The organism is Streptomyces sp. H27-H5 (genome assembly GCF_026627505.1).
GTDB lineage: Bacteria > Actinomycetota > Actinomycetes > Streptomycetales > Streptomycetaceae > Streptomyces.
Window position 1 is genome coordinate 48,720 of record NZ_JAPNLK010000002.1, and the last position, 24,506, is coordinate 73,225.

General features: G+C 72.0%; 21 protein-coding genes. 14 read left to right on the top strand and 7 right to left on the bottom strand.

Features of this window, described 5'->3' with window-relative positions:
- The first annotated feature begins 71 nt into the window (after positions 1-71).
- The 7 genes from OTB19_RS01165 to OTB19_RS01195 all read left to right on the top strand — a co-directional run bounded on the left by OTB19_RS01165 (position 72) and on the right by OTB19_RS01195 (position 6,054).
- Complete coding sequence (locus OTB19_RS01165) at positions 72-323, top strand: hypothetical protein (RefSeq protein ID WP_267796019.1); 252 nt, start codon at positions 72-74, stop codon at positions 321-323.
- Complete coding sequence (locus OTB19_RS01170) at positions 320-703, top strand: helix-turn-helix domain-containing protein (RefSeq protein ID WP_267796020.1); 384 nt, start codon at positions 320-322, stop codon at positions 701-703. The genes OTB19_RS01165 and OTB19_RS01170 overlap by 4 nt, the downstream gene beginning before the upstream one ends.
- A gap of 153 nt (positions 704-856) precedes the next feature.
- A complete protein-coding gene (uraD, locus tag OTB19_RS01175) occupies positions 857-1,363 on the top strand; it encodes a 2-oxo-4-hydroxy-4-carboxy-5-ureidoimidazoline decarboxylase (protein WP_267796021.1) in 507 nt (168 codons plus the stop codon).
- A 7-nt stretch (positions 1,364-1,370) separates the two neighbouring features.
- Positions 1,371-1,775 carry a hydroxyisourate hydrolase gene (gene uraH, locus OTB19_RS01180; protein WP_053676788.1) on the top strand — a complete coding sequence of 135 codons (405 nt, stop codon included), beginning with the start codon at positions 1,371-1,373 and terminating at the stop codon, positions 1,773-1,775.
- Positions 1,776-1,780: 5 nt separating this feature from the next.
- A complete protein-coding gene (gene pucL, locus OTB19_RS01185; protein WP_267796022.1) occupies positions 1,781-2,704 on the top strand; it encodes a factor-independent urate hydroxylase in 924 nt (307 codons plus the stop codon).
- 190 nt (positions 2,705-2,894) lie between these two features.
- Positions 2,895-4,298 carry an 8-oxoguanine deaminase gene (locus OTB19_RS01190; RefSeq protein WP_267796023.1) on the top strand — a complete coding sequence of 468 codons (1,404 nt, stop codon included), beginning with the start codon at positions 2,895-2,897 and terminating at the stop codon, positions 4,296-4,298.
- A 361-nt stretch (positions 4,299-4,659) separates the two neighbouring features.
- Positions 4,660-6,054, top strand: a complete 1,395-nt coding sequence (locus tag OTB19_RS01195) for a nucleobase:cation symporter-2 family protein (protein ID WP_267796024.1) — start codon at positions 4,660-4,662, stop codon at positions 6,052-6,054.
- A gap of 176 nt (positions 6,055-6,230) precedes the next feature.
- Here OTB19_RS01195 and OTB19_RS01200 read toward each other — a convergent pair whose 3' ends face one another.
- On the bottom strand, positions 6,231-7,286 hold the full coding sequence (locus OTB19_RS01200) for an Lrp/AsnC family transcriptional regulator (protein ID WP_267796025.1): 1,056 nt from the start codon (positions 7,284-7,286) through the stop codon (positions 6,231-6,233).
- A gap of 128 nt (positions 7,287-7,414) precedes the next feature.
- On the opposite strand from OTB19_RS01200, the gene OTB19_RS01205 reads away from it, so the two are divergent.
- Both OTB19_RS01205 and OTB19_RS01210 read left to right on the top strand, forming a co-directional pair.
- On the top strand, positions 7,415-9,427 hold the full coding sequence (locus OTB19_RS01205; protein WP_267796026.1) for an ATP-binding protein: 2,013 nt from the start codon (positions 7,415-7,417) through the stop codon (positions 9,425-9,427).
- A 121-nt stretch (positions 9,428-9,548) separates the two neighbouring features.
- Positions 9,549-10,670 carry a saccharopine dehydrogenase gene (locus OTB19_RS01210; RefSeq protein WP_267796027.1) on the top strand — a complete coding sequence of 374 codons (1,122 nt, stop codon included), beginning with the start codon at positions 9,549-9,551 and terminating at the stop codon, positions 10,668-10,670.
- A gap of 127 nt (positions 10,671-10,797) precedes the next feature.
- Here OTB19_RS01210 and OTB19_RS01215 read toward each other — a convergent pair whose 3' ends face one another.
- The 3 genes from OTB19_RS01215 to OTB19_RS01225 all read right to left on the bottom strand — a co-directional run bounded on the left by OTB19_RS01215 (position 10,798) and on the right by OTB19_RS01225 (position 14,830).
- On the bottom strand, positions 10,798-11,988 hold the full coding sequence (locus tag OTB19_RS01215) for a GDSL-type esterase/lipase family protein (protein WP_267796028.1): 1,191 nt from the start codon (positions 11,986-11,988) through the stop codon (positions 10,798-10,800).
- Positions 11,989-12,322: 334 nt separating this feature from the next.
- On the bottom strand, positions 12,323-13,942 hold the full coding sequence (gene aceB / locus OTB19_RS01220) for a malate synthase A (RefSeq protein WP_267796029.1): 1,620 nt from the start codon (positions 13,940-13,942) through the stop codon (positions 12,323-12,325).
- Positions 13,943-14,215: 273 nt separating this feature from the next.
- Positions 14,216-14,830, bottom strand: coding sequence for a nucleotidyltransferase family protein (locus tag OTB19_RS01225; RefSeq protein WP_267796030.1), 615 nt, complete (start codon positions 14,828-14,830; stop codon positions 14,216-14,218).
- A 258-nt stretch (positions 14,831-15,088) separates the two neighbouring features.
- Here OTB19_RS01225 and OTB19_RS01230 point away from each other — a divergent pair, with 258 nt between their 5' ends.
- Complete coding sequence (locus OTB19_RS01230) at positions 15,089-16,576, top strand: PLP-dependent aminotransferase family protein (protein WP_267796031.1); 1,488 nt, start codon at positions 15,089-15,091, stop codon at positions 16,574-16,576.
- A 386-nt stretch (positions 16,577-16,962) separates the two neighbouring features.
- On the opposite strand, the gene OTB19_RS01235 is transcribed toward OTB19_RS01230, so the two are convergent.
- Positions 16,963-17,592, bottom strand: coding sequence for a response regulator (locus OTB19_RS01235; protein WP_267796032.1), 630 nt, complete (start codon positions 17,590-17,592; stop codon positions 16,963-16,965).
- Positions 17,589-18,773 (bottom strand): sensor histidine kinase, encoded by a 1,185-nt coding sequence (locus tag OTB19_RS01240; protein WP_267796033.1) that lies wholly within the window; start codon positions 18,771-18,773, stop codon positions 17,589-17,591. The genes OTB19_RS01235 and OTB19_RS01240 overlap by 4 nt, the downstream gene beginning before the upstream one ends.
- 134 nt (positions 18,774-18,907) lie before the next feature.
- Here OTB19_RS01240 and OTB19_RS01245 point away from each other — a divergent pair, with 134 nt between their 5' ends.
- Together OTB19_RS01245 and OTB19_RS01250 are read left to right on the top strand one after the other, a co-directional pair.
- The gene (locus tag OTB19_RS01245; protein ID WP_267796034.1) at positions 18,908-19,993 is read left to right on the top strand and encodes an ABC transporter permease; all 1,086 of its coding nucleotides are present in this window, start codon (positions 18,908-18,910) and stop codon (positions 19,991-19,993) included.
- Complete coding sequence (locus tag OTB19_RS01250) at positions 19,990-20,673, top strand: ABC transporter ATP-binding protein (RefSeq protein WP_267796035.1); 684 nt, start codon at positions 19,990-19,992, stop codon at positions 20,671-20,673. The genes OTB19_RS01245 and OTB19_RS01250 overlap by 4 nt, the downstream gene beginning before the upstream one ends.
- A gap of 127 nt (positions 20,674-20,800) precedes the next feature.
- On the opposite strand, the gene OTB19_RS01255 is transcribed toward OTB19_RS01250, so the two are convergent.
- Positions 20,801-21,604, bottom strand: coding sequence for an IclR family transcriptional regulator (locus OTB19_RS01255; protein ID WP_053676799.1), 804 nt, complete (start codon positions 21,602-21,604; stop codon positions 20,801-20,803).
- A gap of 327 nt (positions 21,605-21,931) precedes the next feature.
- Between OTB19_RS01255 and allB the strand changes: the two genes are divergently transcribed.
- Positions 21,932-23,275 carry an allantoinase AllB gene (gene allB, locus OTB19_RS01260; protein WP_267796036.1) on the top strand — a complete coding sequence of 448 codons (1,344 nt, stop codon included), beginning with the start codon at positions 21,932-21,934 and terminating at the stop codon, positions 23,273-23,275.
- A 2-nt stretch (positions 23,276-23,277) separates the two neighbouring features.
- Entirely contained in the window at positions 23,278-24,405 is a 1,128-nt protein-coding gene (alc, locus tag OTB19_RS01265; protein ID WP_267796037.1) for an allantoicase, read from the top strand.
- Positions 24,406-24,506 lie beyond the last annotated feature (101 nt).

Genomic DNA, 24,506 nt, shown 5'->3' on the forward strand with positions numbered 1-24,506 from the left:
CTGCAACGAGGTTCGCGTGGCTGTCAAGTGCGGACTGCCGAAACCTCCGGAGCGCGGGGTAGCTTGACCGCGTGCGATTGAGAGTGGAATTCACGACCGAGCCCTTCGATCTCGAAGAGGCCCCCGCCCATGCCGTGGCCGCTCGCGAGGTCATCCAGAAGGCGCAGCTCGACGCGGTGGACGTCGGCCCCTTCGGCAACACCGCCGAGGGTGGTTCCGACGAGGTGCTCACCGCCGTTTCCGCGCTCCTGCGCGACTCGCTGGAGGCCGGAGCCACGCGCGTCTCGCTCCAGGTGAACGTGATCCGGGAGGAGACCCCGTGACCGAGCCCCGCGACCACCCGTTCGTCACCGCGGTCAAGCCGCTGGTCGACGCCATCGGCGGCGAGCTGATGGATCCCTCCCTGGCGCAGCCCGACGACGTCGTGCTCGCCTGGGAGGGTCAGGACCTGCTGGCCGTGCGCCTGCCCCAGCTGTCCGACTCGCTGGATCACATTCTGGCCGCGCTGGAGCGGCGCCACGGAGTGCCCCTGGCCCGGCTCGACCGGAAGTCCAAGCAGGACGTGGTGCGCATACTGGAGGCGCGTGGCGCCTTCTCCGTGCGGCACGGTGTGGAAACGGTCGCGGGCGCCCTGGGGGTAAGCCGCTTCACGGTCTACAACTACCTGAACAGGGAAAACCCGAACAAGAACAGCCAAGCGTGAACAGCGTCTGACGCACGGTGACGAGCCGCCGCCCGATTCATCCGGGCGGCGGCTTTTGTGTACGCGAAGTTTCAACAAAGTGTTGACGCGGTGTTGTCGAGGGCGTTAGCTATGCGCAGCCCGTCAAGCAACAACAGGCCACGGAGGCCTACCGTGACTTCGAGTCCGACCCCGGGTCTCACCCGGTTCAACGCCTTGGACGACAGCGCGGCCACGGCCGAACTGCACGAGGTCTGTGCCAGCTCGGCATGGGGGAGCAAGCTGCTCGCCCAGCGCCCCTTCACCACCGCCGACGCCCTGTTCTCGGCCAACGAGTCCGCCATGGCGGAGCTCACCGCCGAGGACCTGGCCGAGGCGATGGGGGGCCACGCGCCGATCGGCCGGCCGAAGCCGGGAGACCCGACCTCCGCCCGCGAGCAGCGTGGCATGGCCGGTGCCTCGGAGGACCTCAAGAACGAGCTCCTCGAACTGAACCTGGCGTACCAGGAGAAGTTCGGCCACGTCTTCCTCATCTGCGCCACCGGTGCGACCGGTGAGTTCATGCGGGACGCGGTCAAGGTCCGGATCGACAATTCGCCGGAAGCGGAGCGGGAAATCGCCCGCGGCGAGCTCGTCAAGATCAACCGGATCCGTCTGACCCGCCTCGTAGAAGGAGAGTGAGCACGCCATGAGCACCGAGACCACCGCGTCGGTGTCCACGCACATCCTGGACACCAGCATCGGCAAGCCCGCCGAGGGTGTCGCCATCTCCCTGTCGGCCCGTACGGGTCCGGGCGGCGAGTGGGCGGCCCTGGGCGGCTCCGCCACCGATGCGGACGGGCGCTGCAAGGACCTGCCGGCCCTGCCGGAGGGCACCACCCACGTGCGTCTCGACTTCGAGACCGAGACGTACTTCCTGAACAAGCACAGTTCGAAGAAGCAAGCCGAGGCGCAGCAGGACGCCCCCCGCGTAAGGGACAGCGGTGCGTTCTTCCCGGAGGTCACCATCACCTTTGCGGTGAACCCGGGCGAGCATTACCACGTACCGCTGCTGCTCAACCCGTTCGGCTACTCCGTTTACCGAGGGAGCTAGCAGACATGCCCACGATTCTCGGCCAGAATCAGTACGGGAAAGCAGAGAACCGCGTAGTCAAGATCACGCGGGACGGCGACACCCACCACATCAAGGACCTCAACGTCTCGGTCGCCCTCTCCGGCGACATGGACGACGTCCACTACTCCGGCTCGAACGCCAACGTCCTGCCGACGGACACCACCAAGAACACGGTGTACGCGTTCGCCAAGGAGTACGGCATCGAGTCCGCCGAGCAGTTCGGCATCCACCTGGCGCGTTGGTTCGTCAACAGCCAGGAGCCGATCCAGCGCGCGCGCATCCGGATCGAGGAGTACTCCTGGTCCCGGATCGCCTCCTCCGACGCCAACTCCAAGTTCATCGGCTCCGACGAGGTCAACCACTCGTTCGTCCGTGAGGGCATGGAGACCCGAGTCACCCAGATCACGTACGACGGCACCAACTGGGAGGTCATCTCCGGCCTCAAGGACCTCGTCGTCATGAACTCCACGAACTCCGAGTTCTGGGGTTACGTGAAGGACAAGTACACGACCCTGAAGGAGGCCTACGACCGCATCCTGGCCACCCAGGTGTCGGCCCGCTGGCGCTTCAACTGGTCGGACGACGAGCAGCGGATGCCCAACTGGGAGAAGTCCTACGCCGAGACCCGCAAGCACATGTTGCAGGCCTTCGCGGAGACCTACTCGCTGTCGCTGCAGCAGACCCTGTACCAGATGGGTTCGCGCATCATCAACCACCGTTCGGAGATCGACGAGGTCCGCTTCTCGCTCCCGAACAAGCACCACTTCCTCGTCGACCTGGAGCCCTTCGGCCTCAAGAACGACAATGAGGTCTACTTCGCCGCGGACCGCCCCTACGGTCTGATCGAGGCGACGGTCCTCCGCGACGGCGTCGACGCCCGTATCCCCGTGGACATGACCAACCTCTGACGAGCACGCGCGTCCCGGGGCTCCGCAGTGGCCCCGGGATCGGCGCGACACTCTTCAACTTCCTTAATCGGCACCCGGACGCAACACACGGGGCGGCAGTACTGTCAGCTGTCAAGGCCCCCGGCTCCGGCACTCAAATCCCCTGGGTTTTGCCGTGCCCGTACCGCCACTGAAAGCACGAGGAAGTCCCATGGCAGCACCGGCAGCCCAGGACAGCGCCGTCGAGCGCATCGTCATCGAGAACTGTGCCATCGCGACCGTTGACGCGAACGACACCGAGTACGCCTCGGGTCACGTGGTCGTCGCCGGCAACAAGATCGAGTCGATCGGTGCGGGCAAAGCCCCCGAGAACCTCGCCAACGTGGTCCGCCGCATCGACGGCACGGGTCACCTCGTCACCCCGGGTCTGGTCAACACGCACCACCACTTCTACCAGTGGATCACCCGTGGTCTGGCCACCGACCACAACCTCTTCAACTGGCTCGTCGCCCTGTACCCGACGTGGGCGCGCATCGACGAGCAGATGACGTACACGGCCGCCCAGGGCTCCCTGGCGATGATGGCCAAGGGCGGCGTCACCACCGCCATGGACCACCACTACGTCTTCCCCAAGGGCTCCGGCGACCTCTCCGGCTCGATCATCCGCGCCGCGTCCGAGATGGGCGTCCGCTTCACCCTGGCCCGCGGATCGATGGACCGCAGCGTGAAGGACGGCGGCCTGCCGCCGGACCACGCCGTCGAGACCCTCGAAGGCGCGCTCGCCGACACCGAGGCGACCGTCAAGAAGCACCACGACCACTCCTTCGACGCGATGACCCAGGTCGCCGTCGCCCCGTGCTCCCCCTTCTCGGTCTCCACCGAGCTGCTGAAGCAGGGCGCCGAGCTGGCCCGCCGGCTGAACGTGCGCCTGCACACGCACGGCTCGGAGACCGTCGAGGAGGAGCAGTTCTGCAAGGAACTGTTCGGCATGGGTCCGACCGACTACTTCGAGTCGACCGGCTGGCTCGGCGAGGACGTGTGGATGGCGCACAGCGTCCACATGAACGACTCCGACATCGCCGCGTTCGCCCGCACCAAGACCGGTGTGGCGCACTGCCCGTCCTCCAACGCCCGGCTGGCCGCCGGCATCGCCCGCGTACCCGACATGCTGGCCGCCGGCGTACCGGTCGGCCTCGGCGTGGACGGCACCGCCTCCAACGAGTCCGGTGAGCTGCACACCGAGCTGCGCAACGCGCTGCTCATCAACCGCCTGAACCCCGTCCACCGCGAGCGCGCCCTGAACGCGCGCCAGGCCCTGCGCCTGGGTACGTACGGTGGCGCCCAGGTCCTCGGTCGCGCCGACAACATCGGTTCGCTTGAGGTGGGCAAGCTCGCCGACCTGGTGATGTGGAACGTCAGCACGCTGGCACACTCCTCCATCGCCGACCCGGTCACCGCGCTCGTCTTCGGCGCGGCCGCCCCGGTCACCCTCTCGCTGGTCAACGGCAAGCAGATCGTCGAGAACAACCGACTGCTCTTCGCCGACGAGGACGCGATCGCCGTGTCCACGCGGGAAGAGGCCCAGCGCCTCGCGCGGCTCTCCGCGCAGGCCTGATCCCCCGGAGTCCGGTCGAGGGGGACGGCCCTCGACCGGCGGCCGCGGACCCGAGCGGGGTCCGCGGCAGCCGTTCCCGGGAAGCGCCCGAGGTCAACACACCGAAGGCGCCCCCGGGGGCGGTGGCTCGTGACGCTCTCACGGCGCGCACCACCATCGGCACGCCACGGCCCGCGGGCTCCAACGCACCGCGGCATCCCGTGGGAACGACTCGGGCGAATCGTTTCCGCACCCCGTGCGTCCCCCACACCCCCTCGGGACGGCACCTCCACAACTTCACAACGGCTCGACTAGCACAGCTTTCGCACCACCTCCCAGACACCCACGTCCCTGCCGACGTGTTACCCGACCGGAGGAAGCCGTGGCCGCAACGCCCAGGTTTCGCAAAGATGCAGTCGCAGTACCGGAGGAGACGCACCCGGTCGACGAGACCTTGCCTCCGCTGAAAATGTTCACGAGCGGTCTCCAACACGTGGCCGCCATGTACGCGGGTGTCGTCGCCCCGCCCATGATCGTCGGACCCGCCGTCGGTCTCTCCGCCACCGAGACGGCCTTCCTGATGGGCGCCTCGCTCTTCACCGCCGGCCTCGCCACCCTGCTCCAGACCCTCGGGTTCTGGAAGATCGGCGCCAAGCTCCCCTTCGTCAACGGCGTCTCCTTCGCCGGTGTCACCCCGATGATCGCCATCGGCAAGGGGGAGGGGGTCGACGCCATCCCCGTCATCTTCGGCGCGATCATCGTCGCCGGACTCCTCGGCTTCCTGGCCGCCCCCTACTTCGGGAAGCTCGTCCGCTTCTTCCCACCCGTCGTCACCGGCACGGTCATCACCCTGATCGGCGTCTCACTGCTCCCGGTGGCGTTCAACTGGTCGCAGGGCGGCAACAGCACCGCCTCCGACTACGGGTCGATGCAGAACATCGGCATGGCCGCGCTCACCCTGGCGATCGTGCTGGTCATGCGGAAGTTCCTGCGGGGCTTCCTCCAGCAGATATCCATCCTGCTCGGCCTGGTCGTGGGCACCCTCATCGCGATCCCGCTGCACATGACGAACTTCGACGCCATCCGCAACGCGGACATCGTCGGCTTCCCCACCCCGTTCCACTTCGGCGCCCCGCAGTTCCAGGTCGCGGCCATCATCTCCATGTGCATCGTGATGCTCGTCTGCATGACCGAGTCCACCGCCGACATCCTGGCCCTCGGCAAGATCGTGGGCCGTCCGGCGGACGCGAAGACCATCGAGGGCGGCCTGCGCGCCGACACCCTCGGCAGTGCCATCAGCCCGCTGTTCAACGGCTTCATGTGCAGTGCCTTCGCCCAGAACATCGGACTCGTCGCGATGACCAAGGTGCGCAGCCGGTTCGTCGTCGCGGCCGGCGGCGGCATCCTGATCCTGCTCGGCCTGTGTCCGGTGGCGGCCTCCGTGATCGGCGTGGTGCCGCTGCCCGTGCTCGGCGGCGCCGGCATCGTGCTCTTCGGCTCGGTCGCCGCGAGCGGCATCCAGACCCTGGCGAGCGCCGCCATGGAGAAGGGCGAGAACGCCCTGATCGTGGCCGCCTCGGTCGGCATCGGCCTGATACCGATCGCCGCCCCGGGCTTCTACCACGCCTTCCCGAAGGACCTGTTGGTCGTCCTCGACTCCGGCATCAGCACCGGCTGCGTCGTGGCGATCCTGCTCAACCTGGCCTTCAACCACCTCGGCGCCAAGAAGGAGGACGAGGCCGCACAGGCCACGTCGGAACCGGCGTTCGTGCACTGAGGCCGGGTCACCGGCCGGCGCGCGGCGGCGCGGACGTCACCCACTGCGGGTGTGGCGTCCGCACCGCCGCGCGCCCGTGTTCCCCCCGCGGGTCCGCGCCCGGGATCGCCTGGCCGTCCGTCCGCCCGCCCGCCCGTTCGCCGCCCGTCCGTTCTCGGGCCCCCGTTCCGTGTGGCTCAGGCCGCGCGCGTCGGCTCCGTCCAGATGTCCGGGAGCACCGTGCGCACGCGTCGGCCCTCCTGGTCCAACTCCTGCGCCTCCGACTTGCGCACGTGGAGCGCCACCGCCGAGTCGGTGACCCGCATCGCCGGCAACCGGCGCGAGAGGTCCGAGGTGTAGCGGGACAGCTCGGCGATCGTGTGCAGCCGCGCACTGATCATGAAGTTCCAGGGTCCGCTGACGGACATGCAGGTCCGGGTCTCGCGTAACCCGATCGCCGCCGCCGCGCAGTCGGCCACCTCGTGCTCGGGCACCTCCGCCCACAGGGTCGCCGACACCGGCCACCCCGAGACCCCCGAGGCCATCGCGCAGCTGTAGCGCAGGCCCTGCCCCGCCTCCAACCGGCCCAGCCGGCGACGGACCGTGGACTCGCTCATGCCCGTCTCCCGCGCCAGCGAGGCCACGCTGCGTCGCGCGTCCGAGGCCAGTGCCAGCACCAGCGGCCGGTCCTCCTCGGTCATGCTCGTCGGCGCCGGCCCGGCGGGGGCCGCCGACGACGTGGAGCGGCGGGTCCGCCCGGTCAGCAGATCGATCTGGAGGGGGGTCAGTTGGTCCAGGCGCCACCGGTCGGGGGCGCTGTGCACCGCCGTCACCATCGACGAGCGGGTCGCCCCCACCCCGGGGATCCGCTGGACCCGGAAGGACAGGTAGCGGTACAGCGTGTGCAGGTTCGGGACGGCCACGAACGCCAACAGGTCACGCGCGCCCGTGGTGTGCTGGACGCCGAGCGTGTGCGGGTCCCCGACCAGTGCCGCGCCGACCGCGGGGGCGGTGCCCGCCGCGCAGGTCACCTCCACCCAGGCCATGCAGGGCGACTGGTTGCCCGTACGCAGCCCCAACCCCGATATCCAGGCCTCGCCGGCCCCCGTCATGCGCTCCCAGCGGCGGGCCAGCGTGTCGGGGCGGGCGCCCAGCACCGGTCCCAGCCGCTCCCAGCTCGCCCGGGGCGCGAGCTGGAGTGCGTGGACGAGCGCCCGGTCGGTGTCGTCCACGGCGGAAATGGCCGCGTGCATACCCTCTCCCTGGTGGTTCTCCCGGTCGCGGGTCGGAAGACCGGACTTTCCGCAGATCATCTCTCTTTGTGCACCGAACCGATGAATCCGACGGTGGTGCGCGAGCACAGGACGTCGCGGGAGGACGCGTGGGTGACCCCGAAGCGTGCGCGCGCCGCACCGTGCCCGCGGAGCTGTCCGATGTCGTCGGCCGGGACCGGGAGGCGGCGGCCACCGCCGAACTGCTCGCCGCCGGACGGCTGGTGACCCTCACCGGGCCGGCCGGCATCGGCAAGACCCGGCTCGCCCTGCGCACCGTACGCGGCCTGACCTCCGGCGACGGCGCCGACACCGTCTGGGTGGAACTGTCCACGCTGCCCGAATCCCGGTGGGCGGTGATGGAACACGAGCTGGTCTTCGCGCTCGACGGCCGCGAGGTGCTGTTGGTGCTCGACGGCTGCGAACAACTGGGCGTCAAAGCCGCACCGTTGGTGTCGGACCTGATGGCCTGGCTGCCCCGGGCCCGCATCCTGGCGACCTCCCAACGACGGCTCGACCTGCCGGGGGAGGCCGAACTCGCCGTCCCGCCCCTGTCCTTGCCCGCCGAACCCCGGGACCCCGCCGCCCGGCAACCGGCCGCCGCGATCGCCGGCTGCGCCGCCGTGCGGCTGTACGAGGAACGCGCGCGCGGCGCCGATCCCTTCTTCCGGCTCACCGACGCCAACGCGGCCGCTGTCGCCGCCCTGTGCCGAGCCCTCGACGGCATCCCCGGGGCCCTGGAACTCGCCGCCGGGCGCGCGCACCGGTACCCGCCCCTGGAAGCCCTGCGCCGGCTGACCGCCGACCCGCTGACCTTCCTCGCCGGCGGCGCCGGTCGCGCCACCCGCGTCGACGCCGAGCGCACCCACCGACTCGCCTCACCGGCCGAGCGCCTCCTGTGGGAGCGGCTCTCCGTCTTCGCCGGCTCCTTCGACGCGGCCGCGGTCGCCGACGTGTGCGGATTCGGGGAACTCACCCCGGCCACGGCCGTGGAAGCCCTGGCCCGACTCGCCCCCGCCCTGCTCGCCGACGAGGAGCGCCCGGGCCGGCACCGGCTTCCCCTGTCCGTACGCGCCCACGCGGCGATGCGCCTCGCCTGCCGACCCGGCGACGACGGGACCACCGTCGTCCGGCGCCACCAGGAGCGCTGTCGCGCGCTCGCGGAACGCGCCGCGGGACTGTGGCGGGGCGGCGCGCAGCGCGAGGCGCGCGCCCTGGCCCTGGCCGAACTCCCCGAGCTGCGGGCCGCGATGAACCCGCTCGCCGTGGGTCCGGGCGCCGCCCTGGAACTGGCCGTCACTCTGTGGTTCCTCTGGACGGCCTGCGGACTCCCGGCGGAGGGCCGGTGCCACCTGGAGCGCGCCCTCGCCCTGCACCCGCGGCCCCGGCCGGCCCGCGCCCTGTGGTTGGCCGCCTGGCTGACGGCGAGCCTCGACGGGACGGACGGCACGGACCCGCTGCTGGTGGAGGCCTGGAGCGCCGCGGTGCAGGAAGGGGAGGACGCCTGCCTCGCCCACCTCGCGCACGTGCGCGGCACGATCGCGCTGTGGGAGCGCCGCCACGACAGCGCCGTCACCGAGTACCGCGAGGCGCTGGAACTGCTGCCCGCCGGGCCCGTGTCCGGTCCGGGCCGGGAGGTGCTCCGGGCCGCCCTCGCCCTGGCCCTCGCCCACGTCGATCCGCTCGTGGATCCGCCCGTCGATCCGTTCGCCGATCCGCCCGTCGATCCGTCGGCGGAGCCGCTCGGCGATGCGCCCGGCGGGTGCCACGACCCGTGGGCCCGGTCCTGGGCGCGCCACGCCGCGGCCGTGCGGCTGGCCCGCCGGGGTCGTACCGAGGCGGCCCGGGCCGAGGTGCTGTGCGCGCTGGAGACCCAGTCGGCCCTGGGCGACCGGACCGGCCGGGCCCTCTCGGCGGAGCTGCTGGCCGAGCTGGAGGCGGACCGGGGGCGGTACACGCGATCCGCCCGGCTGCTCGGCTCGGTCTCCGGGGCCCGTCCGGCGGCCGCCCGTCCGCCGCGCGCCCTGGACGTCCTGGGGGGCCGGATGCCCGAGGAGGACCTCCGGGCGGCGTACGCGGAGGGCGCACGGATCGGACCGCGAGCGCTGCTGCCTGAATTCTGAGCCCCCGTTCCCGCTGCCGCGCTCCTTGCCGAACGGCAGCGGTGAACGGACTCTGATGGTCGGTCACATGTTGCACGCGGACGTCCGTCGAGGCGTCCTGAGCAGACAGGTGGTACCGCCGATGGCAGAAGTGCCGCAGTTGTGGATGCGCAACGAGACACGCCTCACCGAACGAAGGGCCCCGCTCACCCCCCAGGACGCCGGACGGCTCGTCCGGCAGGGCGTACGACTCACCGTGGAGGACTCCGCACACCGGGTCTTCCCCCTCTCCGCCTACGTGGACGCGGGCTGCCGCGCCGCACCCGCCGGGTCCTGGGCGGACGGGGCCGCACCCGGGTCCGCGTACATCCTGGGCCTCAAGGAACTCCCGCCGGAACCCCAGCGGTTGCACCACCGGCACGTGTACTTCGGGCACGCGTACAAGGGCCAGGCCGAGGCCCCGGCGCTGCTGGAGCGGTTCGCGGCGGGCGGTGGGACCCTGCTCGACCTGGAGTACCTGGCCGACGCCCAGGGGCGCCGGCTCGCCGCCTTCGGGTACTGGGCGGGCTACGTGGGCGCGGCGCTCGCCGTCCTCCAGGCGCGGGGCCTGCTCGAAGGCCCGCTGACACCGATGCCCCGGGCCGAACTCGACCGCCGATTACGCGCCTCGCGGGCCGTTCCGCCACCCGACGGGATCCAACTGCGGTCCATCGTGATCGGAGGGTACGGGCGCAGCGGACGCGGCGCCCGCGACGCCCTGGTCACCGCCGGCGTACGGGTCACCCGGTGGGACCGCACCGACACCGCCCACCTGGACCGCGCGGCCCTGCTCGGCTGCGACGTGCTGGTCAACGCGGTGCTCACCACCCGACCCGTGCCGGCCTTCCTCACCTCCGCCGACCTGGACCACGAGCCCGGCCCCGACGGGCGACGCCTCTCGGTGATCGCCGACATCACCTGCGACACGGGTTCGCCCCTGCACCTGCTGCCCGTCTACGACCGACTCACCGACTGGGCGACCCCGGCCCGCCGGCTGGTCGACGGCCTGCGGCCGCTCGACGTCATCGCCATCGACAACCTGCCGTCCCTGCTCCCGGCCGAAGCCGCCCGGGCGTTCTCGGCGGACCTGCTCCCCAAACTGCTGGCCCTGGGGACCGGCACCCCGGACCCCGACTGGCTGCGCTGCCGGGACGCCTTCGCCGAGGCCATGACCACACTGCACCCGACCTCTGTCCGCGACAGCGACGAGCAACCCGCCGCGTAGGCCCTGGACGGCCCCGGTCGGGGTCGGGGGTCGGGGGCGGGCATCCGCCCCGGGCACGGAACCCGGGCCTCTCGGCCGCGGGTTCCGCGCCCCTGCCGCGCGAGGGCGGTTCCGACGAGGGCGGTGCCTACGGGGCGGGGGTCAGGTACATCCCGCTCTGGTCGCCCCCGGCGGTGTTCCGGCAACTGTCCCGAGACGTCGCCGGTCGGGCCGCGGCCAGGGCCAGGCAGCGCCCGACGGCCAGTTGCCCGAAGTGGTTCGGGTGCATGGACTCCTGGATCAGGCCCTGCGTCTCACTGCTGTCGATCCAGCGCGCCCACTCGCTCGTCCGGGCGGACGCGGCCGACGTCGAGGTGACCAGCCTGCTGGCCTTCGCGCACACCTCGCGCCCCTGCATCATGTCCCGCAGGTCCAGGAACTGCACGCCCTTGGCGGCGGCCACCGCGCCCAGGCGATCGGCGATCTGCGGCACCAGCGCGTCCCGCGCCCAGTCCGAGTCCCGGTTCCAGAACGGGCAGCCGCCGGTGTTCAACCGGCTCCAGTCGCTCTGCGGGTACCGGTTCTCGGCGCCCCGCGGGATCGGTGAGGGGTAGGACTGCAGGACGACGCGGTACGAGGAGTCCGCGTAGCCGGCGCCGCGCATCACCGCCCGGATCTCGTCGACGGACTTGCCCACCTTGGCCATCACCCCGTCCATCTTCCGGTCGACGCCCTCCTGTTGGTCGTCGTGACAGTAGGAGCCCCAGAGGACGAAGTCGTAGGCGCACTCCTGGATGATGTCGGCGAACCCGAGGTCGTTCCCGCCGATGGACAGCACGATCACCTTGACGTCGTGGCTCGCGGCCACGCCGGCGAGCTGATCGGCCTGTGGGGCCTCGCCCTTGAAGGGCACCCCGCCGTTTGACGCCCGGAAGACGTTGTCCGACACCGCGCCGGAACACGCCAGGTTCACGGCCACGTCGGCGATCGGCCCGGCGCTGCGCACCTCGGCCGAGTCCGATCGGTGGCACCCGCCGGCGGTGGCGCCGTACACCTTGGAGGGGTCGTACGAACTGCCGCTGATCCAGGCCCGGTCGGTGCCGTTGCGGCTGCCGGCGTTGGTCAGGCTGTTGCCCTTCCACCGGCCGGCCTCGCCGGAGATGTAGCTGTCGCCCAGGGAGACCACCGCGGTCGGCCCGTTGCCCGGGCTCGCCGAGGACGTTCCCGCCCCGCCGGTCACGAGCGCGGCGGCGGTGAGGGGGAGGACCAGTGCGGCCCCGGCCAGTCGTCGCACACGACTGCCGGTCCGGCTCTTGCTGGCGTTGCGGAATCCGATCACTGCGGAACTCCTGCGGTCTGCCACGCCGATGCCCGGAGGAACTCCGGTGCAGGGCTGGGGAAGTGGGGATTACCGCCGGCGCCGGTGGCATCGGAAAGGTGACACGAGGCCGCATGTTACCGCTAGGTACGCGCAGATTACGATGAGGTAACGCCCGATCGTTCGGTCGGCCCGCGTTGCCTCGCGTCCCGGGCTCGCCCGACCGAATTCCGCCGCCCGGCGCCGCGCGATCCCCGCGGGTGACGTGAAAAGGCCCCGCCCCCGGGCCCTGGGGGCGGCGGGGGCGGGGCTTCGTGCTCGGCTGCTGTGCGTGTCAGTCGAGGACGCGGGTGGGTCAGCCGGTGAGCTGGTCGTACGCGGGGAGGGTGAGGAAGTCCGCGTAGTCGGCGTCGAGGGAGACCTGGAGCAGGAGGTCGTGGGCCTGCTGCCACTTGCCGGTGGTGAAGGCCTCCTCGCCGACCTCGGCGCGGATGGCGGCCAGTTCCTCGGTCGCGATCTTGCGGGTCAGGTCGGCGGTGGCCGTCTCGCCGTTCTCGAAGACGACCCCGGCGTTGATCCACTGCCAGATCTGCGAGCGGGAGATCTCGGCGGTGGCCGCGTCCTCCATCAGACCGAAGATGCCGACGGCGCCCAGGCCGCGCAGCCACGCCTCGATGTAACGGATGCCGACCTGGACGGCGTTGCGCAGGCCCTCGTAGGTCGGCTTCGCGTCCAGCGAGTCGATGGCGATGAGCTCGCCCGGGGCCACCGAGACGTCCTCGCGCAGCCGGTCCTTCTGGTTGGGCTTGTCGCCGAGCACCGCGTCGAAGGAGGCCATCGCGATCGGGACCAGGTCGGGGTGGGCGACCCAGGAGCCGTCGAAGCCGTCGCCGGCCTCGCGGTCCTTGTCGGCCTTGACCTTCTCGAACGCGACCTTGTTGACCTCGGCGTCCTTGCGGGACGGGATGAAGGCCGCCATGCCGCCGATGGCGTGCGCGCCGCGCTTGTGGCAGGTCCTGACCAACAGTTCGGTGTACGCCCGCATGAAGGGGGCGGTCATCGTCACCGCGTTGCGGTCCGGCAGGACGAACTTCTCGCCGCCGTCGCGGAAGTTCTTCACGATGGAGAAGAGGTAGTCCCAACGGCCCGCGTTGAGGCCGGCCGCGTGGTCCTTGAGTTCGAAGAGGATCTCTTCCATCTCGTAGGCCGCGGTGATCGTCTCGATCAGGACGGTCGCGCGGACGGTGCCCTGAGGGATCCCGACGTAGTCCTGGGCGAAGACGAAGATGTCGTTCCAGAGGCGCGCCTCAAGGTGCGACTCCGTCTTCGGCAGGTAGAAGTACGGGCCCTTGCCGAGGTCGATCAGGCGCTGGGCGTTGTGGAAGAAGTACAGACCGAAGTCGACGAGCGAGCCGGAGGCCGGGCCGCCCTCGAAGCGCAGGTGGCGCTCCTGGAGGTGCCAGCCGCGCGGCCGCATCACGACGGTGGCGAGCTGGTCGGCGGACTTCAGCGCGTACGCCTTGCCGGTGCGGGGGTCGGTGAAGTCGATGCGACGCTCGTAGGCGTCGATGAGGTTCAGCTGGCCGAGGACGACGTTCTCCCAGGTGGGAGCCGAGGCGTCCTCGAAGTCGGCGAGCCAGACCTTGGCGCCCGAGTTCAGGGCGTTGATGGTCATCTTGCGGTCCGTCGGACCGGTGATCTCCACGCGGCGGTCGTTCAGCGCGGCCGGGGCCGGCGCGACCTTCCAGTCTCCGTCGCGGACCTGTGCGGTGTCCGGGAGGAAGTCGAGGGTGGAGGTCCGGGCGATCTCGGCGCGCCGCTCGCCGCGTCGGGCGAGGAGCTCCGCGCGGCGGGGGGCGAACCGCCGGTGGAGCTCGGCCACGAAGGCGAGGGCCGCTTCGGTGAGGACTTCGTCCTGCCGGGGCAGGGGCTCGGCGTCGACGATGGCCAGCGGGGACGGCGCTGGTGCGGACATATCTGTCACTCCTTCAGCGGCGGTGCCTGGCGGCCGCGGGGAATGCTCGCGCGAGACGGCACGCAGTGCCGTCGGGTGTGGAGAGTTCCGGGATACGGTCGCGGGCGCCGTCTTTGGGTTCAGGGCGCTTCTGACCAGTGGATAGTAATTTCCTCATGGTGGAAGTTCAATGGTTTGTTGATGTCGAGATTCTCCGGGTCGACAGATTCCGCCGATCGGTGGCCCTGGGTGCCATGGTGGTCACGCCCCGCTGCTTCCCGCCGGCCGGCCGATTCATGCGAGTCGGGCCAGGTCCGGCGGCGTGTCGATGTCCCAGGCCTCCGCGATGTCCCCGCACTCCACCAGGGTGAGCTCCCCGGCGTGCCGCTTCAGATGGACCCGCGCGCCCCGGTCGCCGGTCGCGGTCTCGGCGATGTCCGCCCAGCGGCCCGCCCCGAAGAGCACCGGATGCCCCCGCTCGCCGTCGTACGCCGCGGCGGCCAGGCTCGCCGGCGACCGGTACGCCGCCAGCACCCGGGCCACCGCCGCCGCCCCGATGCCCGGCTGGTCCACCAGGGAGACCAGGGCCGCGTCCGCCCCCGCGCCGGCCAGCGAGGCGAGCCCGACCCGCAACGAGGACCCCATGCCCTCGGCCCAGTCCGGGTTGTCCACCACCACGCAACCGGTCAGGTCGGCGCGCTCGCGCACCTCGACCGCCGAGGCCCCCAGCACCACGTGCAGCGGGCCGCAGCCCGCCTCGCGCAGCACACGGACGGCGTGCTCCACGAGCGGGCGGCCGTGGTGGGAGAGCAGTGCCTTGGGGCGGCCGCCGAGGCGGCGACCGCCCCCGGCGGCGAGCAGCAGGCCCGCGATCACCGGGGCGGGACGGGGGGTGGTGTTGGCTGACATGACAGCGATTCTCGCCCCTGGACCGAACCGCGCGGGAGCCGCGCCAGGATCCTGCGCACGGCGGCCGCGAGGGCGGGCACGGCGGCCGGCAAGGCCGGGAAGCGCAACGGCTCCGAGATCCGCTGCTCCACGGCGCTCACCCGGGCTCGTTCATCGCGATCGGTCAGCATGTCGGCGTCTCCTTGCCAATCGGGGGCCAATACGGCGAGTCTGGTCCTCGATTGGCCTGGTGGGCAGAGCCAATCGGGGGAGGTTGGCATGGCGAACGGTCCAGTGGTCCACACGGCGGACAGAACGATCGGCAGCCGACGCCTCGCCGCGCTGCTGCCCGCCGAGGTCCGGGCACGCCCCGGCTACCGCTCCCTCGCCGACGCCCTGCGCACGCTGATCCTCGACGGCCGCATCGCCCTGCGCGTCCGGCTGCCCGCCGAACGCGAACTCGCCGCGGCGGTCGGTGCGAGCCGGGCCACCGTCACCGGCGCGTACGACCTGCTGCGCGAGAGCGGCTACGCACGCAGTCGGCGCGGCTCCGGCACCTGGACCGAACTGCCCGAGGGCCACGGGCCCGTCGGCACCCACCCGCTCGTCGGCGCCGGCGGGTCCCGCCCGGACGGCGATCCCGGCATCGACCTGGCCATCGCCGCGATGGGCGCCCCCGAGGGCAGCCTGGAAGCGGCCCTGGCCTGGGCCGCGCCCCGGCTGCCCTCGGTGGCCCGGCACCCCGGCTACCACCCCTTCGGCCTGCCCGACCTGCGCACGGCCGTGGCGGACCGCTTCACCCGGCGCGGACTGCCCACCCGCCCCGAGCAGATCCTCGTCACGGCGGGAGCCCAGCAGGCCTTCGCGCTGGTCGTGAGCCTGCTGTGCGGGGCCGGGGACCGGGTCGTCACCGAGAACCCGACCTACGCCAACGCGCTCGACGCCCTGCGGCACGCCCGACTGCGCACCGCGTCGATCGCCGTCTCCGAAGCGGGCTGGGACATGGAGATCGCGGAGTCCACGCTGCGCCAGACCGTACCGAGACTGGCGTACGTGATCCCCGACTTCCACAACCCGACGGGCTCGCTGATGCCCGAGGAGGACCGGCAGCGCCTGCTGGAGGCCACCCGGCGCACCGGGACCTGGCTGGTGGTCGACGAGACCATCGCGGACATCGCCCTCGACGTGCCCGCACCCGCCCCGCTGGCCTCCCTCGCACCGCGCGGGGGAGCGGACCACGTCGTGACCATCGGGTCACTGAGCAAGACCCACTGGGGCGGACTGCGCGTCGGCTGGATCCGCGCCTCCGCCAAGATGATCGCCGAGCTGACGGCCGTGCGGGTCGCGGCCGACATGACCGGCTCGGTCCTGGACCAACTCGTCGCGCTGCCGTTGCTGGAAGGGCTCGACGCGTCGCTCCCGACACGGCTCGGACACCTGCGCGAGCAACGCGAGGCCCTGGTCCGCTCCCTCGAACGACACACCCCGGAATGGTCCTGGGAGCTGCCGCCGGGGGGCCTCTCGCTCTGGGTGGACCTCGGGGAACCGGTCAGCTCCGCCCTCTCGGAACGCGCCGCGGCCGCCGGCGTCCACATCGGACGCGGCGCCCGCTTCGGCGTGGACCCGGGAACCTTCGAACACCGCCTGCGCATCCCGTACACGCTCCCGGCGGACCGCCTCGACGAGGGCGTCCGCCGGCTCGCGGCCGCCTTCCACGACGGGGTGCCGCTGCCCCCGTCGGTGGAACGGCCGTACTGGGTCGCGTGAGACGGCCCGTTCGGGTGTCGATCGCGCCGCCGGTATCGGTCAGGCCGAGCTCCGGGACAGGGCCCCGCCCCGCCCGCGGAACCACGCGTTGGAGGCCGGGCGGAACATCAGGAACACGGCCGTGAGGACGGCCGCCACGTGCACGGCCCGGCTCGCCGCGAAGATCCGGGCACCGCCGCCCGCCCGCTCGGCGGCGGAGGCGATCGAACCCCCGTCGAGGAGGTACCCGAGCGATGGGTGACACGGGGCTCTCCCTCGATCGGGACTCTCTCCCCGAATGCTCCCGGGCGCCGGCCCGCCGGACCCGCCCGCGTGCCGGTGTCTCCACCGGGGGGTTGTCCCCACCCCCGCGCCCGGTTCCGCACCTCCCGCCCGGCGCTCCCGCCCTACGGGGTGCGGATCAGTCGGCGGGTGGCGGCCGTGGCGACCGCCGCCGTGCGGGAGTCGACGCCGAGCTTCGCGTAGACGTGCACCAGGTGGGACTTGACCGTGGCCTGGCTGAGGAAGAGCCGCTTGGAGATCTGCTGGTTCGACAATCCGTCCGCGACCAGCTGGAGCACCTCCAGCTCCCGCTTCGTCAGCGCCTCCGCCGGCATCCGCATCCGGTCCATCAGCCGCAACGCCACCGCCGGGGCCAGCGCCGACTGGCCGGCCGCGGCGGTGCGGACCGCCGCCGCCAGCTCCTCCGGCGGGGCGTCCTTGAGCAGGTAGCCCGAGGCGCCCGCCTCCACGGCGGCCAGGATGTCCGCGTCCGTGTCGTACGTGGTCAGGACCAGCACCCGGGGGGCGTCCGGTCGGGCCGTGATCAGGGCCGTGGCCTGCGAACCGTGCATGCCGGGCCCGAACTGGAGGTCCATCAGGACCACGTCCACCCCCGTCGAGGCGGTCAGCTCCACCGCCCGCTCGGCGGTGGCGGCCTCCGCGACGACCGCGAAGTCCGCCTCGGTGTCCAGCACCGCGCGCAGCCCCGCGCGGACCACCGGGTGGTCGTCGGCGAGCAGCAGCCGGATGGTCATGACAGGGCCTCCGCGGGCAACGGCAGGGTGACGGCCACGGCGGTGCCCTGGCCCGGGGCGGACTCGACGGTGAACAGCCCGCCCAGCGTCTCGGCCCGCGAGCGCATCGCGGGCAGACCGAAGCCGCCCTCGCCCGACGGAGCCGACGAGGGGTCGAAGCCCAGGCCGTCGTCCACGACGTCCAGGGTGACCGTGGTGCCCATGAAGGTCAGGGTGATCTCCGCGCGTCCGGCGCGGGCGTGCCGCACCACATTGGCCAGCGCCGACTGCGCGATCCGCAGCAGGGCCACCTCGTACGGGGTGGGCAGGATCCGGGGGGCGCCGCTCAGCGAGAACCGCACGCGCGGCCCGGGAGCCGCGGAGCAGAGCCGCTCCAGCGCCGCGGCGAGGGAGCCGTGCTCCAGGTCGGGGGGCGTCAGGGCGCGGACGAAACGGCGCGCCTCGGCGAGGTTCTCCTGCGCGGCCTCCCGCGCCCGGCCGATGTGCTCCAGCGCGGGCGCGCCGGCGGGGAGCGAGCGCTCGGCGGCCCGCAGCAGCAGCTGGATCGAGCTCAGGCCCTGGGCGAGGGTGTCGTGGATCTCCCGGGCGAGGCGTTCCCGTTCGGCGAGGATCCCCGCGCCCCGCTCGGCGGCGGCCAGTTCGGCCCGGGTGGTGATGAGTTCCTCGATCAGCTCCCGGCGGCGTTCGCTCTCCCGGTACAGGGCCTGGTAGCCGAGGACCGTGGCCACGGCGACGGCCCCGCCGAGCAGCGGGCCGAGGAAGGCCCCCGGGGTGGGGGTGCTGCTGTGGGCGAGGAACCCGCCGATCGCCGCGCAGGCCGTGACGGCGACGGCCGCGACCCCCCAGCGCAGCCGCAGCAGGTGCAGTTCGAGGAAGTACAGCGGGAAGGCGATCCACAGCCCGTCCGGGGAGACCACGAGCAGTGCGGCCCAGGCCGCGCCGAGCAGGGCCAGCCACACCGCTCCGGCGCGCGGCGAGCGGTCCACCACGGGAGCGACGGCGCCCGCCACGTACACGGTGGCGAACAGTGCGCACGCGGCGATCGCCCACCCGGCGCGGGGCGGGTCGTCGGCGACGGCGCGCCCCGTGGCCAGCGCGAGCAGCCCGAACAGCAGCGCGTGCAGGCACAGCCGCAGGACGCGGGAGACGGGGGTCAGGGGGCGGGACTTCGGAGCAACCATGGCCCGACCAGCGTAAGTGGGGGTCCGCCGGCCCCGGTCAACCAAAGGATTGATGTACGGGGCGTCCCTTCGACGCGAGGATCCCTACCGTGGCGCGATGCCGTGTGTCCACGGGGAACACCAGGGTGGGGGACATGTTCGTCGCATGGAGAGATCTACGGTTCGCCAAGGGCCGCTTCGCCCTCATGGGCTCGGTCGTCGTGCTCATCACCCTGCTGGTCGGCCTGTTGTCCGGCCTCACCTCGGGACTGGCCCGGGAGAACATCTCGGCGATCACGGGGCTGCCCGCCTCGCACCTGTCGTTCGCGGCGCCCGCCGGGGACCAGGAGGTGTCCTTCACCCAATCCCGGATACCCGAGAAGGCTTGGCTGGCCTGGCGCGAGCGGCGCGGCGTCGAATCGGCGGAGCCGATCGGCATCCGCACCACCAACGCCGTCTCGGGTGAGCGCACCGCGGCCGTCTCGGTCTTCGGCATCGATCCGGCGGGCCGCCTGGCCCCGCGCGGGTCCGGCCTCACCCAGGGCCAGGTGGTCCTGACCGAGAAGGCCGCCGAGGAACTCGGCGGGCTCGCGGCCGGCGGGAAGCTCAGGATCGGCACGCTCGAACTGTCCGTCGCGGCCGTCTCCGGCACCGCCGCCTTCAGCCACACCCCGGTCGTCTGGATGGACCTGAACGACTGGCAGCGCGTCGGCAACCCCGGCACCTCCATCGACACCGTCGCCACCGTCATCGCCCTGGACGCGTCCGGGGCGGACCTCGCCGCCGGCGACGCGAGCGCCGGCACCCGGACCGCGACCGTCGACGACGCGCTGTCCGCGATCGGCTCGTACACCTCGGAGAACGGCTCGCTCCAGCTGATGCGCGGCTTCCTCTTCGCGATCTCCGCCCTGGTCATAGGCGCCTTCTTCACGGTGTGGACGATCCAGCGCGGCGGTGACGTCGCCGTGCTGAAGGCACTGGGCGCCTCCACCGCGTACCTGCTGCGGGACGCCCTCGGTCAGGCCGTGGTGATGCTCGCCGTCGGGACCGGACTCGGTACGGCCCTCGCCGCCGTCCTCGGCGCGCTGATCAGCGGCGGCGACGTCCCCTTCGTGCTCGACGCGGCCACCGTGCTGGTCCCCGCGGCCGTCATGATCGCGCTCGGCGCGCTGGGCGCCGCCCTGTCCATCCGGCGGATCACCGCCGTAGACCCGCTGACCGCACTCGGGAGCGCCCGATGACCCTGCTCGTCCACGACGTCACGCTCACCTACCCGGACGGCGACGGCCGGCTCACCGCCCTCGACGCGGTCGCCCTGGAGGCGCCGGCGGGCACCCTGACCGCCGTCATCGGTCCTTCGGGCTCCGGCAAGTCCAGCCTGCTCGCGGTCGCCGCCACCCTGGTCACCCCGGACACGGGCACCGTGGTCGTCGCGGGCCGGGACACGGCCCTGCTCAGCGCCGCGGAGAAGTCCGCGCTGCGCCGGGAGGAGATCGGCATCGTCTTCCAGCAGCCCAACCTGTTGGCCTCGCTCACCGCCGCCGAGCAGCTCCAGGTGATGGCCCACCTGTCGGGCCGGCCGTCCAAGCGGCTGCGCCGGCGGGCCCTGGACCTGCTGGACGCGGTGGGCCTGGCCGACAAGGCCGACAAGCGCCCCCACCAGCTCTCGGGCGGGCAGCGCCAGCGCGTCAACATCGCCCGCGCCCTGATGAACGAGCCCGCCGTGCTGCTGGTGGACGAGCCCACCAGCGCCCTGGACCACGAGCGGGGGGCGGCCGTACTGGACCTCCTGGTCACCCTCACCCGCGAACGGTCCACCGCCACCGTGCTGGTCACCCACGACCACGCCCACCTGGAGCGCGTGGACCGCACGATGACCATGATCGACGGCCGCCTCACCGAGACGGCCCCCGCCCGCTGACACGCGATGGCCCCGCCCGCGGCGCGAAGGTCCCGGCCCGCGCGACGCACGACGCATCGCCCGACGTACGAAGGCCCCGGCCCGCCCCCTTCGAGAAGGGCGGTCCGGGGCCTTCGCGTACGGATCCCTACGCGGGATTCTGGCTCTGCAGGGCCACCGACAGCTCGGCGGCGATCCCCTGGAGGATCGGCACGATCGAGTCCGTCAGCGCCTCGGTCACCCGGCCCGCCGGGCCCGAGATGGAGATCGCGGCGGCGGTCGGCGAGTTCGGCACCGACACGGCCAGGCAGCGGACTCCTATCTCCTGCTCGTTGTCGTCGACCGCGTAGCCCACCTTGCGGACCTGCTCCAGGGCGTCCAGGAAGCCCTCGGGCGTGGTGATGGTCTTCTCGGTCGCGGCCGGCATTCCGGTGCGCGCCAGCAGCGCGCGCACCTCGTCCGCGGGGGTGTACGCGAGCAGCGCCTTGCCCACGCCCGTGGAGTGCGGCAGCACCCGGCGGCCCACCTCCGTGAACATGCGCATGGAGTGCTTGGACGGCACCTGGGCGACGTAGACGATCTCGTCCCCGTCGAGCAGGGCCATGTTCGCGGTCTCGCCGGTCTCCTCGACGAGGCGCGCGAGGTAGGGACGGGCCCACGTGCCCAGGAGGCGCGAGGCGGATTCGCCGAGACGGATCAGCCGGGGGCCGAGGGCGTACCGTCGGTTGGGCTGCTGCCGGACGTAACCGCACGCCACGAGGGTGCGCATGAGGCGATGGATGGTGGGCAGCGGAAGACCACTGGCGGCGGAGAGCTCGCTGAGGCCGACCTCGCCCCCGGCATCGGCCATGCGTTCGAGCAGATCGAAGGCGCGCTCAAGGGACTGGACGCCACCGCCGGCGGCGGTGGGCTTGGCGGAAGCGTCGGTGGTGCTGGCGCTGGACGTCGGCACGGGCGCGGTCCTTTCGGTGCTGGCAGGCAAGGAATCAGCCTACCGGTCGGTCGGCGTCGGCCCTAGAGCCGGGGCACTGCCGTCCCCGCCGGTCAGAGGGGGTTTGTCCTGGTGGTGGACGTCCTCGCAAGTCAACCGCCCGGCTCCCGATGGCGGTAGCTACATTCTGGATAGTGAAATCTTAATTCCATCCTGTGGAAACATCCAATTGTGTCGTGCGTGGCTGGGCGGTCCGTCCGGGCGCTCTTGACTGGCCCCGGATCGGGGTGAAGACTCCGTCAACAGAACGTTGAATTTCGCTCTGTGGAAGTAGATGGGGAGGTTCCGGTGGCCGACGCGGCTGTGGAACTGGTACTGCGCTCGACGCGCGTCATCACCCCCGAGGGGACGCGCGCCGCCTCGGTGGCCGTCGCCGGCGGGAAGATCACGGCCGTGTCCGAGTACGAGGCCGAGGTACCGGCCGGAGCCCGGCTGGAGGACTTCGGCGACGACGTCCTGCTCCCCGGCCTGGTCGACACCCACGTCCACGTGAACGACCCGGGCCGCACCGAGTGGGAGGGCTTCTGGACCGCCACCCGCGCGGCCGCCGCCGGAGGCATCACCACCCTCCTCGACATGCCGCTGAACTCCCTGCCGCCGACCACCACGGTCGACAACCTCCGCGTCAAGCAGGAGGTCGCCCGCGCCAAGGCGCACGTGGACATCGGCTTCTGGGGCGGCGCGCTGCCCGACAACGTCAAGGACCTGCGCCCGCTGCACGACGCCGGCGTCTACGGCTTCAAGTGCTTCCTGTCGCCCTCCGGCGTGGACGAGTTCCCCGAACTCGACCAGGAGCAACTGGCCACGTCCCTCGCGGAGATCACCGGCTTCGGCGGCCTGATGATCGTGCACGCCGAGGACCCGCACCACCTGGACTCCGCGCCGCAGACCCCCGGCCCGAAGTACGCCGACTTCCTCGCCTCCCGTCCGCGCGACGCCGAGAACACCGCCATCGGGAACCTGATCGCCCAGGCGAGGCGGCTGAACGCCCGCGTGCACGTCCTGCACCTGTCCTCCTCCGACGCGCTGCCGCTGATCGCCGCCGCCAAGGCCGAGGGCGTACGCGTCACCGTCGAGTCCTGCCCGCACTACCTCACCCTGACGGCCGAGGAAGTCCCGGACGGCGCCAGCGAGTTCAAGTGCTGCCCGCCCATCCGCGAGTCCGCCAACCAGGACCTCCTGTGGGACGCGCTCGCCGCCGGCACCATCGACTGCATCGTCTCCGACCACTCGCCCTCCACCGCGGACCTGAAGACGAACGACTTCGCCACCGCGTGGGGCGGCATCTCCTCCCTCCAGCTGGGACTCCCCGCAATCTGGACCGAGGCGCGCCGGCGCGGCCACACCCTGGAGGACGTCGTCCGCTGGATGTCCGCCGCCCCCGCCGCCCTCGCCGGACTGTCCGACAAGGGTGCGATCGAGGTCGGCCGCGACGCGGACTTCGCCGTCCTGGCACCCGAAGAGACCTTCACCGTGGATCCCGCGGAACTGCACCACCGCAACCGGGTCACGGCGTACGCGGGCAAGACCCTGCACGGCGTCGTGAAGTCCACCTGGCTGCGCGGCACGCAGATCGCCGACCACGGCACCCCGAACGAGCCCACGGGCCGACTCCTCGAAAGGCAGAACTGACAGTGGCACAGCGTTCAACTGGACCGGCTTCCTTCACCGGCAACGCGAACCCGTACGGAGGCGGCGACCCGTACGCGGACTACCGCACCGCGGACTTCCCCTTCACGCGGTACGCGAACCTCGCGGCCCGTGAACTGGGCGCCGGTGTCATCGAAGCCAACGACGAGTTCTTCGCCCAGCGCGAGAACCTGCTGATCTCCGAGGCCGCCCACTTCGACCCCGAGGACTTCGGGCACAAGGGCAAGGTCATGGACGGCTGGGAGACCCGCCGTCGCCGCGGCGTCTGCGCCACCCAGCCCTGGCCCACCGCCGAGGACCACGACTGGGCGCTCGTACGCCTGGGCGCCCCCGGCGTCATCCGCGGCATCATCGTCGACACCGCCCACTTCCGCGGCAACATGCCGCAGGCCGTGTCGGTGCAGGGCGCCTCCGTCGCCGGCTCCCCGACGGTCGTGGAACTCCTCTCCGACGACGTCAAGTGGACGACCCTCGTCGAGCGCACCCCGGTCGGCGGCCACGCGGCCAACGGCTTCGAGGTGAACGTCGAGCAGCGCTTCACGCACCTGCGCGTCAACCAGCACCCCGACGGCGGCATCGCCCGCCTGCGGGTCCACGGCGAGGTCGTCACCGACCCGAAGTGGCTCGCCGCGCTGGGCACCTTCGACGTGGTCGCCCTGGAGAACGGCGGCTCGGTCGAGGACGCGTCCAACCGCTTCTACTCCCCGCCGACCAACACCATCAACCCGGGCCGCTCCCGCAAGATGGACGACGGCTGGGAGACCGCCCGCCGCCGTGACAACGGCAACGACTGGATCCGCTACCAGCTCGTCGCCGACTCCGAGATCCGCGCCGTCGAGATCGACACCGCGTACCTCAAGGGCAACTCGGCCGGCTGGGCCTCGCTCTCGATCAAGTCGGGCGAGGAGGGCGAGTGGACGGAGTTCCTGCCGCGCACCCGCCTCCAGCCCGACACCAACCACCGCTTCGTGCTGGACGCCCCGGCGGTCGGCACCCACGTCCGGATCGACATCTTCCCGGACGGCGGCTTCTCCCGTCTGCGCCTGTACGGCTCGCTGACGGAGGCCGGCGCGGCCGCGCACGCCGCCCGCCACCAGGAGCTCGGCGGCTGACGCCGAACCCGTGACCGCCCCGGGGGCCGACACCCCCGGGGCCCGGTCGACCGCCCGACGGGGCGCACCACTTCAGGTGCGCCCCGTCGGCGTTCACCGGT